Source organism: Apilactobacillus intestinapis, from assembly GCF_049166695.1.
In the GTDB taxonomy this organism is placed as follows: domain Bacteria; phylum Bacillota; class Bacilli; order Lactobacillales; family Lactobacillaceae; genus Apilactobacillus; species Apilactobacillus kunkeei_C.
This window is the reverse complement of record NZ_JBMHFD010000001.1, coordinates 392,389-404,780: the sequence shown is the minus strand read 5'-3', so window position 1 is coordinate 404,780 and position 12,392 is coordinate 392,389. Positions and strand designations below refer to the sequence as shown.

8 protein-coding genes, 12 tRNA genes, 1 rRNA gene, 1 riboswitch and 1 other annotated feature are annotated in these 12,392 nt (G+C 37.6%); of the genes, 19 read left to right on the top strand and 2 right to left on the bottom strand.

Annotated features, from left to right (window positions below; all coding sequences use genetic code 11):
- Nucleotides 1–21: 21 nt before the first annotated feature.
- The 15 genes from rrf (at nucleotide 22) to ACOMA7_RS02170 (ending at nucleotide 4,143) form a co-directional block, all read left to right on the top strand.
- A 5S ribosomal RNA gene (gene rrf, locus ACOMA7_RS02240) occupies nucleotides 22–138 on the top strand.
- 5 nt (nucleotides 139–143) lie between these two features.
- A tRNA-Asn gene (locus ACOMA7_RS02235) sits at nucleotides 144–216 on the top strand.
- 14 nt (nucleotides 217–230) lie between these two features.
- Nucleotides 231–322, top strand: a tRNA-Ser gene (locus ACOMA7_RS02230).
- A gap of 16 nt (nucleotides 323–338) precedes the next feature.
- Nucleotides 339–411, top strand: a tRNA-Glu gene (locus ACOMA7_RS02225).
- Between the two features lie 9 nt (nucleotides 412–420).
- Nucleotides 421–493, top strand: a tRNA-Val gene (locus tag ACOMA7_RS02220).
- An 18-nt stretch (nucleotides 494–511) separates the two neighbouring features.
- Nucleotides 512–586, top strand: a tRNA-Asp gene (locus ACOMA7_RS02215).
- A gap of 56 nt (nucleotides 587–642) precedes the next feature.
- A tRNA-Phe gene (locus tag ACOMA7_RS02210) sits at nucleotides 643–715 on the top strand.
- 5 nt (nucleotides 716–720) lie between these two features.
- Nucleotides 721–806 (top strand) — tRNA-Tyr (locus tag ACOMA7_RS02205).
- 1 nt (nucleotide 807) lies between these two features.
- A tRNA-Trp gene (locus ACOMA7_RS02200) sits at nucleotides 808–878 on the top strand.
- A 14-nt stretch (nucleotides 879–892) separates the two neighbouring features.
- Nucleotides 893–965, top strand: a tRNA-His gene (locus ACOMA7_RS02195).
- Nucleotides 966–974: 9 nt separating this feature from the next.
- Nucleotides 975–1,046 (top strand) — tRNA-Gln (locus ACOMA7_RS02190).
- An 18-nt stretch (nucleotides 1,047–1,064) separates the two neighbouring features.
- Nucleotides 1,065–1,135: transfer RNA gene (locus ACOMA7_RS02185), tRNA-Cys, on the top strand.
- A gap of 21 nt (nucleotides 1,136–1,156) precedes the next feature.
- Nucleotides 1,157–1,240, top strand: a tRNA-Leu gene (locus tag ACOMA7_RS02180).
- A gap of 87 nt (nucleotides 1,241–1,327) precedes the next feature.
- A riboswitch (SMK box riboswitch) is annotated at nucleotides 1,328–1,413 on the top strand.
- Nucleotides 1,411–2,598, top strand: a complete 1,188-nt coding sequence (metK, locus tag ACOMA7_RS02175) for a methionine adenosyltransferase (RefSeq protein ID WP_421391646.1) — start codon at nucleotides 1,411–1,413, stop codon at nucleotides 2,596–2,598. Its footprint overlaps the riboswitch before it by 3 nt.
- 75 nt (nucleotides 2,599–2,673) lie before the next feature.
- Nucleotides 2,674–4,143 carry an MDR family MFS transporter gene (locus ACOMA7_RS02170; protein WP_414827412.1) on the top strand — a complete coding sequence of 490 codons (1,470 nt, stop codon included), beginning with the start codon at nucleotides 2,674–2,676 and terminating at the stop codon, nucleotides 4,141–4,143.
- Nucleotides 4,144–4,164: 21 nt separating this feature from the next.
- On the opposite strand, the gene mnmM is transcribed toward ACOMA7_RS02170, so the two are convergent.
- Nucleotides 4,165–4,731 carry a tRNA 5-(aminomethyl)-2-thiouridylate-methyltransferase MnmM gene (gene mnmM / locus ACOMA7_RS02165; RefSeq protein ID WP_301945706.1) on the bottom strand — a complete coding sequence of 189 codons (567 nt, stop codon included), beginning with the start codon at nucleotides 4,729–4,731 and terminating at the stop codon, nucleotides 4,165–4,167.
- Between the two features lie 109 nt (nucleotides 4,732–4,840).
- Nucleotides 4,841–5,047: a binding site (T-box leader), on the top strand.
- A gap of 56 nt (nucleotides 5,048–5,103) precedes the next feature.
- Here mnmM and leuS point away from each other — a divergent pair.
- The 3 genes from leuS (at nucleotide 5,104) to ACOMA7_RS02150 (ending at nucleotide 9,977) form a co-directional block, all read left to right on the top strand.
- Nucleotides 5,104–7,521 (top strand): leucine--tRNA ligase, encoded by a 2,418-nt coding sequence (leuS, locus tag ACOMA7_RS02160; RefSeq protein ID WP_421391643.1) that lies wholly within the window; start codon nucleotides 5,104–5,106, stop codon nucleotides 7,519–7,521.
- A gap of 126 nt (nucleotides 7,522–7,647) precedes the next feature.
- Entirely contained in the window at nucleotides 7,648–9,300 is a 1,653-nt protein-coding gene (locus tag ACOMA7_RS02155; RefSeq protein ID WP_421391641.1) for a putative polysaccharide biosynthesis protein, read from the top strand.
- A 23-nt stretch (nucleotides 9,301–9,323) separates the two neighbouring features.
- Nucleotides 9,324–9,977: a YoaK family protein gene (locus ACOMA7_RS02150; RefSeq protein WP_421391639.1), complete on the top strand. Its 654-nt coding sequence runs from the start codon at nucleotides 9,324–9,326 to the stop codon at nucleotides 9,975–9,977.
- A 16-nt stretch (nucleotides 9,978–9,993) separates the two neighbouring features.
- On the opposite strand, the gene ACOMA7_RS02145 is transcribed toward ACOMA7_RS02150, so the two are convergent.
- Nucleotides 9,994–10,830 (bottom strand): NAD(P)H-hydrate dehydratase, encoded by an 837-nt coding sequence (locus ACOMA7_RS02145; RefSeq protein ID WP_421391638.1) that lies wholly within the window; start codon nucleotides 10,828–10,830, stop codon nucleotides 9,994–9,996.
- Between the two features lie 114 nt (nucleotides 10,831–10,944).
- Here ACOMA7_RS02145 and pepV point away from each other — a divergent pair, with 114 nt between their 5' ends.
- Nucleotides 10,945–12,360, top strand: coding sequence for a dipeptidase PepV (gene pepV, locus ACOMA7_RS02140; protein ID WP_421391636.1), 1,416 nt, complete (start codon nucleotides 10,945–10,947; stop codon nucleotides 12,358–12,360).
- Nucleotides 12,361–12,392 lie beyond the last annotated feature (32 nt).

Below are 12,392 nucleotides of genomic sequence, written 5' to 3'. Positions count from 1 at the left end.
GAAGTTCTTTCAGATAAATAGTGTGGTGGCGATAGCTAGAAGGATACACCTGTTCCCATGCCGAACACAGAAGTTAAGCTTCTAAACGCCGATAGTAGTTGAGGGATCGCCCTCTGCAAGGGTAGGACGTTGCCGCGCGTTATTCCGAATTAGCTCAGTTGGTAGAGCACCTGACTGTTAATCAGGTTGTCGTCAGTTCGAGTCTGACATTCGGAGTTATAACTGGTCTTGGAGAGTTGTCCGAGTTGGCCGAAGGAGCATCATTGGAAATGATGTAAACGGGTGAATGCCTGTTTCAAGGGTTCGAATCCCTTACTCTCCGTATACCTTATAGTTATGACCCGTTGGTCAAGTGGTTTAAGACACTGCCCTTTCACGGCAGTAACATGGGTTCGAATCCCGTACGGGTCATTTATATTTGGAGGATTAGCTCAGTTGGGAGAGCATCTGCCTTACAAGCAGGAGGTCACAGGTTCGAGCCCTGTATCCTCCATTCCAAATATATTGGAATGGTTCGTTGGTCTAGTTGGTTTAGGACGCCTGCCTGTCACGCAGGAGGTCACGAGTTCGAGTCTCGTACGAACCGTTGTTGTCAATGACAACATAATTGAATATTTATCTATAGCAAAACATAAATGGTATGGCTCGGTAGCTCAGTTGGTAGAGCAACGGATTGAAGCTCCGTGTGTCGGCAGTTCGATTCTGTCCCGCGCCATTTATGGAGGGGTAGCGAAGTCTGGCTAAACGCGGCGGACTGTAAATCCGCTCCTTCGGGTTCGGTGGTTCGAATCCACTCCCCTCCACCATAGGGATATAGTATAATGGTAGTACAACGGTCTCCAAAACCGTTGGTGCGGGTTCAACTCCTGCTATCCCTGTTAATGTTGCTATGGCGGTAGTGGTGAAGTGGTTAACACATCGGATTGTGGTTCCGACACGCGTGGGTTCGATTCCCACCTACCGCCCTTTTTAATTGGGCTATAGCCAAGTGGTAAGGCACTGGACTTTGACTCCATTATGCGCTGGTTCGAATCCAGCTAGCCCAGTTGAATTCGAACTAAAATGGCGGTATAGCCAAGTGGTAAGGCAGAGGTCTGCAAAACCTTTATCATCGGTTCAAATCCGATTACCGCCTTTGGCTTCATTTTAATATTATGCCGGAGTGGCGGAATTGGCAGACGCGCTGGACTCAAAATCCAGTGATCGCAAGATCGTGTGGGTTCGAACCCCACCTCCGGTACTAATTGAAAAAAGACTATCCGAAAGGGTAGTCTTTTTTTTGTATTTTCGATTACTTTAAAAAATATTAAAGTTATGATATGATTTTAAGAGTTATAAGCGTATTCCCGATAGGATTCACCTTGATAGTGAAGATGCCTTGTAACCAAATTAATAGGGGGAATCATTAAAATGCAAGAAAGACATTTATTTACATCAGAATCTGTTTCAGAAGGACATCCTGATAAAATCGCTGATCAAATTAGTGACGCTATCTTAGATGAAATGCTAAAACAAGATCCTGATTCCAGAGTTGCTTGTGAATGTTCAGTAACTACTGGTTTAGTATTAGTTTTTGGTGAAATTACTACCAAAGCATACGTTAACATTCAAAAAATTGTTAGAGAAACTATCAAAGAAATTGGTTACGACAATGACCAATACGGTTTCGATGGTAATACTTGTGCAGTATTAGTTGCCATTGATGAACAATCACCTGATATTGCTCAAGGTGTTGATGATTCTCTGGAAACTCGTGACAGTAGTGAAGATGCTCTAGATAAGATTGGGGCAGGTGATCAAGGTTTAATGTTTGGTTACGCTGTTGATGAAACACCTGAACTAATGCCACTACCAATTTCTTTAAGTCATAAGCTAATGAGAAAAATTGCTGACTTAAGAAAAGATGGTACAATTTCATACTTAAGACCTGACGCAAAGGCCGAAGTAACTGTTGAATACGATGACAACAACAAACCTGTTGCTGTTGAAACTGTTGTTTTAAGTACTCAACATGATCCAGATGTTACTTTAGAACAAATTAGAAAAGATGTTATCGAACAAGTAATTAAGGCTGTTATTCCAGCCGAATTACTAAATGACAACACCAAATTCTTCATTAATCCTACTGGACGTTTCGTAATTGGTGGACCTCAAGGTGATGCCGGTTTAACTGGTAGAAAGATTATTGTTGATACTTACGGTGGAGCTGCTCACCACGGTGGTGGTGCATTCTCTGGTAAGGATGCTACTAAGGTTGATAGATCAGCAAGTTATGCTGCTAGATATATCGCTAAGAACATCATTGCTGCTAAGTTAGCTACTCGTATTGAAGTACAAGTTGCTTACGCTATCGGTGTTGCAAAGCCTGTTTCAATTTCTGTAAATACTTTTGGTACAGCTACCGTTTCAGAAAATGATCTAATTAAAGCAATTAGAGAAATTTTTGACTTAAGACCAGCTGGTATCATTAAGATGCTTGACTTAAAGCGTCCTATTTACAAGAAAACAGCCGCTTACGGTCACTTTGGTAGAACCGATATCGATTTACCTTGGGAACATACTGACAAGGTTGAAGAACTACAAAATTTCTTTAAATAATATATCTTAAAACGATAAAGACGATTTATTTGTAGAAAATTACTTATAAATCGTTTTTATTTTGATGGAGGAACAATGAGTATTAATACGCAAAAGAACAATGTTTTATTAGTTACCATATCATTGTTTATCGCTACATTTATGAGTGCCGTTGAAGGAACGATTGTATCAACTGCTATGCCCACAATTGTAGGGGATTTACATGGTGTCTCAATTATGAACTGGGTATTCTCAGTTTACTTACTTACCAACGCAATATCGACACCAATCTATGGGAAATTATCAGATCAATTTGGTAGAAAGAAGATATTTATCTTTGGAATTGGAATCTTCCTAATTGGATCAATTTTCTCTGGAATGTCTAATTCAATGACAACATTGATAATTTGGCGAGCAATTCAAGGTGTCGGTGCAGGGGTAATTATGCCATTATCCTACACAATTGTTGCTGATATCTATTCTGATGAGAATAGGGGTAAAATCTTAGGACTAAACGGTGCTATTTGGGGGATTGCATCAATCTTAGCTCCCTTAATTGGTGGATTTTTGGTTGATAGCCTTAGTTGGCACTGGATTTTCTTCTTAAACTTGCCACTTGGAGTCATCGCATTGATTATTTTTATCGTTAGTTTTCATGAAAAACACGTCGTGGTTAAACAATCAATTGATTACCTAGGAATGGTTTATCTATCACTATTATTATTGTCATTGATGTACATCATCCAATTGATCAGTGATTTATCAGATAACTGGCAACCCATCTCATATTGTATTTTCTTCTCAATATTATTGTTAATCTTATTCGTAAGAAAAGAACATTGTGCTGAAAATCCAATTATTCCAATGAAGTTATTGAAAAACAGAACGTTTGTTATTCAAAACATTATTGCCTTTCTAATCAGTGGTTTCTTGATGGGACTAGAAGTATATCTTCCAGTTTGGACACAAGGAATCTTTGGATACCCAGCAACACTTTCTGGATTAGCCATCACACCAACTTCAATCCTTTGGATCTTTGGTGCATTTGTATCCGGATGGTTATTATCTAGAATGAAGGCATTCTACGCTACAATGTTTGGTTTATTCTTTATTTTAGTTGCTGCCATTTGGGTTGTATTACTACCATTTACAGTTTCATTCGCCTGGTTCTTTGCCATCGCAGCAATTTGCGGAATTGGTTTTGGAATCACAATTACCAATGGAACAGTAATCTCACAAAACAGTGTTGAAAAATCAGACGTTGGTGTTGCGACATCATTCAATACACTATGTAGAATTTTTGGTCAAACATTGATTGTGGCCGTTTTAGGTATCGTGATGAATAGACAACTAACCATTGGAATTCTTCATACTGATGGTGCCAAAATGGATATGATTAATAAAATTGTTAATGTTAAAACTGCTCATTTAGTTCCTGCTAAATTAATGGAACCATTAAGAAACGTGATTTATGATTCACTACACAAAGTATTTTGGGTATGCTTGTTTATCGTTATCTTTGCGGTAATTGTAAACTTATATGATCGTATTTTAGCTAAAAAGTAAAATAAAAAATTCCAACTTTAATTAGTTGGAATTTTTTTGTATTGCCAATAGGATAGGTGGGCAATGAACCTGATTAATGAATTGATATTGCATGACTGAAAATGCTTTTTGGTCTAAACTTTGAGCATATTGAATTACGGCATCTTTTTCTTGTGGACCGCCATCATGGCCATAGTATAGAACTAAGACGACAATGCCATTTACTTCAAGTTTGTCTAGACATGACTTAATCGCTGTCAGGGTGGTATCTGGTTTTGTGATAATATCCTTGTTACTTCCTGGTAGATATCCAAGGTTAAAGATGGCAGCATTAATTGATCCATCGACTAGTTTTGCAATATTTTCATGACCGGTATTAAAAAGGGTGACGTTACTACTTAAATTTTTGTCATCTAATCTTTGTTTAGTGTAGTTAATTGCTTCTGCTTGCACATCGAAGCCATAAACTTTTCCGTTTTCACCAACTAACTGTGATAAAAACTCAGTATCATTTCCTTTTCCAACGGTTGCATCAACGACAGTGTCGCCGCTTTGCACCAATTGAGATAGTAGGGTATGACTGTATCTAACTGATGGTTGAATTTTCATTATTTAATTACTCCTTGATTAATAACTATCAATAATTCTAACACATTTGATAATTGTCCTTGATTTTAATTCTGTAGACTGGTATATTTAAAATAATTAAATTACCGAATAGAAATTGTTGATACGAGGTAGTAGATTGGCGTTGCTTTTCAGAAACTAAATGGCCGCTGTGAATTTAGACCAATGCTAATTGAACTAGTCGTAGAGATCTTGACTGAATCTCAGTAGGTTAAGACGTTTTCCGCGTTAAGGACTTGAGATGTATCTATATTTTATAGATAAACTTAGGTGGTACCGCGGAATTTTCGTCCTATAGGCTTTATAGCTTATAGGACTTTTTTATTCGATAACTGATTAAAGGAGGAATTTTTTATGGCTTATAATCACAAAGATGTTGAAAAGAAATGGCAAAAATATTGGGAAACCAATGAAACTTTTAAAACAACAAATGATGAAAACAAAGAAAATTACTATGCTCTAGATATGTTCCCATATCCTTCTGGTCAAGGACTTCACGTAGGACATCCTGAAGGATACACTGCAACTGATATCATGGCTAGATTTAAGAGAATGCAAGGAAAGAATGTATTACATCCAATTGGATTTGATGCATTCGGTTTACCTGCTGAACAATACGCATTAAAGACAGGTAACCATCCTGGTTCATTTACTCAAAAGAACATCGAACACTTTAGAGAACAAATTAAGTCATTAGGTTTCTCATACGACTGGGACAGAGAAGTTGATACTACTGATCCTAAGTACTACAAGTGGACTCAATGGATTTTTGAACAATTATACAAAAAAGGTTTAGCTTACGAAGACGAAATCGAAGTTAACTGGGCTCCCGACTTTATGGGTGGAACCGTTGTTGCTAACGAAGAAGTTATCGATGGTAAGACTGAACGTGGTGGATACCCAGTATACCGTGTTCCAATGAAGCAATGGGTATTAAAGATTACTGCATATGCTGATCGTTTAATCGATGACTTAGACGACTTAGACTGGCCAGAAAGCATTAAAGAAATGCAAAGAAACTGGATTGGTCGTTCAAAGGGTGCCAGCGTATTCTTTGGTGTTAAAGACCATGATGAAAAGATTGAAGTCTTCACAACTAGACCAGATACTTTATTCGGTGCTGGATACATCGTGTTAGCACCTGATCATGATTTAGTAGACAAGATTGCTACTGATGACAAGAAAGAAGCAATTGAAGCTTACCGTAAGGAAGTTGCTACTAAGTCTGATTTAGAACGTACTGATTTAAACAAAGACAAGTCTGGTGTATTTACCGGAGCTTACGGAATTAACCCAGTTAATGGTGAACAAATTCCAATTTGGATTGGTGACTACGTTCTTTCATCATACGGAACTGGTGCAATTATGGCTGTTCCAGCACATGATGACCGTGATTATGAATTTGCCAAGAAATTTGACCTTCCTATCAAACCAGTTATCGAAGGCGGCGACATTGAAAAAGAAGCTTACACTGGCGACGGTGTTCACATTAACTCAGACTTCTTAGATGGTATGAACAAAAAAGATGCCATTGACGCTATCGTAAAATGGTTGGAAGACAACAATGCAGGTCATGCTAAGACTAACTACCGTTTGAGAGACTGGATTTTCTCACGTCAAAGATACTGGGGTGAACCAATCCCAGTTATTCATTGGGAAGACGGTGAAACTGGTTTAGTACCAGAAGATGAACTTCCATTGGTATTACCAGAAACTGATAACATTGAACCATCAGGTACTGGTGAATCTCCATTAGCTAACATTGACGAATGGGTAAATGTTGTTGATGAAAATGGTCGTAAGGGTAAACGTGAAACTAACACCATGCCACAATGGGCTGGTAGTTCATGGTACTACTTAAGATACATTGATCCACACAACGATAAGATGATTGCTGACCCTGAATTATTAAAGAAATGGTTACCAGTTGACCTATACATTGGTGGTGCAGAACATGCCGTTCTTCACTTACTATATGCTCGTTTCTGGCATAAAGTTCTTTATGATTTAGGTGTTGTTCCTACCAAGGAACCATTCCACAAGTTAGTTAACCAAGGAATGATTTTAGGTACTAACCACGAAAAGATGTCTAAATCAAAGGGTAACGTTGTTAACCCTGACGATATCGTTGAAGAATACGGTGCAGATACATTGAGATTATACGAAATGTTCATGGGCCCATTAACTGAATCGAAGCCTTGGAGTACTGAAGGTATTAATGGTGCCAACAGATGGGTTAACCGTGTTTGGAGATTAATGATCGATGATGAAGACAGACTTCGTGACCGTATCACTACTGTAAACGATCATAAATTAGATAAGATTTACAACCAAACTGTTAAGAAGGTAACTGATGATTACGAAAACCTTCGTTTCAACGTTGCAATTTCAAGCATGATGGTATTTGTAAATGAATGCTACAAGCAAGATAGTTTATTCCTAGACTACATGGAAGGCTTCGTGAAGTTAGTTTCACCAATCATTCCACATATGGCTGAAGAACTATGGAGCAAGTTTGGTTATGACGACAGCATTACTTATGCTAAATGGCCAGAATACGATGAAAGTAAACTAGTTGATGATGAAGTACAAATCGTAGTTCAAGTTAACGGTAAGGTTAGAGCTCATATTAAGGTTGCCGCTGATGCATCTAAGGATGCTACTCAAGAAGCAGCTATGAGTGACGACAAGATTAAGGCAGATATTGAAGGAAAGACAGTTAGAAAGGTAATTGTTGTTCCTGGTAAGATTGTAAATATCGTTGCTAACTAAAGAAAAAGAGTGATAATTTAACGATTATCACTCTTTTTTTGTGTCTAATAGTGGTATCATGTTGATTACGAGTAAAATATTGATTAAAATGAACAAGTTAGAGAAATTTGAAAGTGGGAATGCGATATGCATGAACAAGATAAAAATATGAAAGACAATTTAGCTCAGGATAAGATGATTGAGGGATCCGCATGGATGACTGCGGGAAGCATCTTATCAAGAATATTAGGAGCAGTATACATAATTCCTTGGAGTATGATGCTTGGAACTTTGTATTTACAAGCAAATGCTTTATACGTTCAAGGATACAACGTTTATAGTTTGATTTTAATTATTTCAATTGCCGGAATCCCATCCGCAATTGCCAAACAGGTTGCTCATTATAATGCCTTAAATGAGTACGGTGTCAGTGTCAGGTTGTACAAACGAGGATTATTATTATCACTAATCACAGGGATTGTTTGTGCATTAATCCTATATATCGGAGCACCTGCATTTGATAACGGAAATCCTGATTTAATTCCGGTTATGAGATCATTATCATGGGCCGTATTAATCATTCCAACCATGAGTTTAACCCGTGGTTACTTCCAAGGATTCCAAGATATGGCACCTTCAGCTATTTCACAATTTGCCGAACAATTATTCCGTGTTATTTACATGTTGGTGGCTGTATTTTTCATTATTAAGGTGCTACACGGTAATTGGGTAACTGCTGTCTCTCAATCTACATTTGCTGCCTTTGTTGGATCAGTTGCCGGATTATTAGTTTTAGCCTGGTATTACTTAAAACGTCGTCGTTACTACCGTTCTTTGGTTAAAAATAGTAACAATGAAATTCATGTAAATGCCAATAAGTTGTACGTTGAAATCATCCAACAAGCCGTACCATTCGTTATTTTAGGTGCTGGAATTTCAATCTTCCAACTAATTGATCAATTTACATTCTTTAAGATTATGCATGTTGCCACAAATGCTTCCAATCAAGTTCTTAACCAGTTGTACGCAATTTTTGCTGGTAACGCCAACAAGCTAATCATGATTACCATCTCACTTGCTTCTGCAATGGCAATCACTGTTGTTCCTTTACTATCCGAAGCATACACAAAGGGTGATAAGAAGGAAATCAGCCACCAAATTTCAAGTGGTTTTGTATTGTTCTCATTCGTAATGATTCCAGCAGCGTTAGGGATGACCGCTGTTGCTGGTCCTTTGAACCGTTTGTTCTACGGAACTGGTAATGGGGCACTATCAGCTAATGTATTAGCATTCTCATCCATTATTTCAATCTTCTTTGGATTGTTCACCGTTGTGACTGCGATGATGCAAGGAATTTCTCAAAATAAGGTTGCCGTAAGATACTTTATTTACGGAATCATTGCTAAAGTTGTATCACAATTCCCAATGGTATTCTTCTTCAAGGAATTCGGTCCTTTAATTTCTTCCGCAATTGGATTTATGGTTGTAAACGGATTGATTATCAATTCATTGGATCGTCAGTTTAAGATTAGAAGTGATAAGATTCTAAACCAGATTAACTGGATTGTACTATTCTCACTTGTAACTTACCTTGTTGCGTTAGCATCTGTATATGCAGGCAACATGATTGTCGGCTTATTGATGAATCCATTCACTCGTGTTGGTAGTTTCATCGTTGTTTCAATTTCAACTTTATTAGGTGGAGTGGTATATGTTTACCTTGCACTTAAGAGTAGAATTGCCGATACAGTTATTGGTATCAAGGCCACATCAATTCGAAACAAATTGAATATTAAATAAAGCTGAAAGCATGGGTAATGAAGATGAAAAATAAAGATATATTTACGCATCCATTAATTGCAATCCTATTGGCAATAACCAGTGGTGGAATTGACGCCTATACCTTCATCGAACAAGGCGGGGTATTTGCCGGATTACAAACAGGTAACTCAATTTTGTTTGGGATTAGTTTAGCTAATCATGACTTTGATCAATCTTTGAAGTATATTTTCTCAATTATTTTCTTTGCGTTAGGAATTGTGATTATCAAGGTAATGCAAAGAAAACTGGACTCCATCAATACACGAAAAGTGATAATCATGTTTTATGAAATAGTGGTTATTATGATTGTTGGTTTACTAGTCAAGGATACCTCATCAGTTTTAATCGTGGGACTGTTATCGTTAGTATCAGCTGCCCAATTACAAGAATTCAAACTGCTAAATGGAAATCCATTTAATCCATTAATGATGACTGGAAACATTAGTAAAATCGCTAATAATGCATATTTAGCATTGGCTGATCATGATAAAAAGGCTAAATCACTATTGATTGATACCATCATGGTAATTACAAGTTTCATTTTAGGAACCTTCATCATGGGGATTGTCGATCATTACCTAAATGCTTACTCAGTACTAGTATTGATTATTCCATTATCATTGGTAATAATTTTTAACTTTATAAATCGCAAATAAAAAAAGACGGAATCGATTATGATTCTGTCTTTTTTTCGCTTGCTTTCATGAATTCGGGGATGTGTTCAATGATTTGGGTAGGAAGAACAACATATTGGTTCTCAGCTAATTTATCAGCGATTGCGCTGTGAGCATATACGGCAGATAAAACTGCATCAGTTGTATCTGAGAATTGTGCTACGAACCCGGCAACCATTCCGGCTAAAGTATCCCCCATACCACCAGTTGCTTGAGCAGGGGTACCACCAGGATTAATCCAGATATCATCATTATGATATATCTTGGTATGGTGTGACTTAACAACAACTGTAGCATTTAATTTCTTGACGGCTTTTTGATTGTTTTCATCGGTTTGGTCACTGATTTTAATGCCAGATAATCGTTGCCATTCCATTTGATGTGGTGTGAAAATAAGTTTTGCATCAGGAAGGTCAAGATTATGATTGGCAATAAGTGTGATGGCTGAACCATCAATAATTAATTTTTGTGTTGGCTGGATGTTATTAAAAACAGTTTTTAAGATAGTTAGACTGTTTTCATCAGTTCCTAGTCCTGGACCGATTAGGACAACATCGAATCCGTTAAGCATCGACTTAATACTGTCTAAATCATTAAAGTCTACAAACATTGCTTCAGGAATGTTGGTATGAAGACTAGAAAGATTGACTGGGTCCGTAAAAGTAGTTGTTAATCCTGCACCAGAATAGACACAGGCCTTTGAGGCCATGATAATAGCACCGCCAAAGTTATTGGTACCACCAATAATACCAACTCGTCCAAAAGTGCCTTTATGGCTATTATTTGGACGTTTAATAATAGTGTTATTAACGATGTCAGTTGAAATTTCTGTCATATTAATTCCTCCTAACGTTTTATCTTCAGTATATCACTAAAAAATTGGTACTTCATTGATGTGTTTTTATTAGATTATGCTAAAATATATGGAAAGGTAAAGGAGGATTTCAAAATGATTAATTGGGATAAATTAGCTCAAGACTACAAGGAAGATTATCTAAAGGATTTAGCTGACTTAATTTCTATCGATAGTGAAAGAAATGATAACGAGGCTACTGATGAATTTCCTTTAGGACCTGGTCCAGCTAAAGCATTAGTAAAGTACTTAGAAATTGGTAAACGCGACGGTTTCACTGTCAAGAACTTAGATAACCTAGTTGGTTACATAGAATACGGTAGTGGAGATAAGACATTTGCTATTTTAGCCCATGCTGATGTTATGCCAGCCGGTGAAGGATGGGACAGCAATCCATTTGAAATGATGATCAAAGACGGAAAAGTATTTGGTCGTGGTGCCTCCGACGACAAGGGACCTGGTTTGGCTGCATACTATGGTCTAAAGATGATGAAGGACCAAGGAATTGAACCTAACTGCAAGCTTCGATTCATTATTGGTACCGATGAAGAAAGTAACTGGACTGGAATGAAGCATTACTTCAAGTTAGAACCAGAACCTGACTTTGGATTCTCTCCAGATGCTCAATTCCCAGTTATTAATGGTGAAAAAGGTAATACAACATTTGAAACTACTTTTGGTACCAACCAAGAAGATTCAGCTGATTACTACTTAGCTAACTTCGATGCCGGTTTAAGAGAAAACATGGTACCAAGGGATGCTTTTGCTGATGTTAAGACTGCATTTAAAGATCAAATGGCAGAAGAATTCTCAACATTTATGCAAGATCGCAAACTAGACGGTGGTTCTGAAATCACTGAAGATGGAATCAAGTTACATTTAATTGGTAAGTCAGCACACGGAATGGAACCAAGAAACGGTGTTAATGGTGGAACATTCCTAGCTAACTTCTTACGTGGCTACGATTTCTCTGGTGATGCTAAGAACTTTATTAAGTTTGTTGCAGAATTCCTACACGGTGATTCTCGAGCAAACAGAATCGGTGCTAACTACACTGATGAAATCATGGGTGACTTAACAATGAACGTTGGTATCTTAAAGTTCAACCCAACTGATGGAGGTTTTGTTAACACTAACTTTAGATATCCTAAGGGCATTAGTGTTGAAACCATTGGAAAACACTTAAGCCAAGCTGCTAAGGTAATGGATGGAACTGTTAACAACACAGACGACATGGTTCCTCACTATGTTGATCCAAAAGACCCAATCGTAAACAAACTAATCAATGTTTACCGTGAACGCACTGGTAAGACTGAAGCCCAACCACAAGTAGTTGGTGGTGGTACTTACGGTCGTATGATGAAGAGAGGGGTAGCATTCGGTGCTGAATTCCCTTGGACTGTAAACACAATGCACCAAGCCAACGAATACCAAGTTGTAGACGACTTGATGTTAGCGATGGCAATTTATGGTCAATCAATCTTTGAACTAGGTACATTAGAAGATAACTAAACACAAAAAATCCCAAATCATTATGATTTGGG

Bases quoted from the DNA above. Each gene is read 5' to 3' on its own strand.
- metK (WP_421391646.1), top strand. From the start codon at position 1,411: ATGCAAGAAAGACATTTATTTACATCAGAATCTGTTTCAGAAGGACAT.
- ACOMA7_RS02170 (WP_414827412.1), top strand. From the start codon at position 2,674: ATGAGTATTAATACGCAAAAGAACAATGTTTTATTAGTTACCATATCA.
- mnmM (WP_301945706.1), bottom strand. From the start codon at position 4,731: ATGAAAATTCAACCATCAGTTAGATACAGTCATACCCTACTATCTCAA.
- leuS (WP_421391643.1), top strand. From the start codon at position 5,104: ATGGCTTATAATCACAAAGATGTTGAAAAGAAATGGCAAAAATATTGG.
- ACOMA7_RS02155 (WP_421391641.1), top strand. From the start codon at position 7,648: ATGCATGAACAAGATAAAAATATGAAAGACAATTTAGCTCAGGATAAG.
- ACOMA7_RS02150 (WP_421391639.1), top strand. From the start codon at position 9,324: ATGAAAAATAAAGATATATTTACGCATCCATTAATTGCAATCCTATTG.
- ACOMA7_RS02145 (WP_421391638.1), bottom strand. From the start codon at position 10,830: ATGACAGAAATTTCAACTGACATCGTTAATAACACTATTATTAAACGT.
- pepV (WP_421391636.1), top strand. From the start codon at position 10,945: ATGATTAATTGGGATAAATTAGCTCAAGACTACAAGGAAGATTATCTA.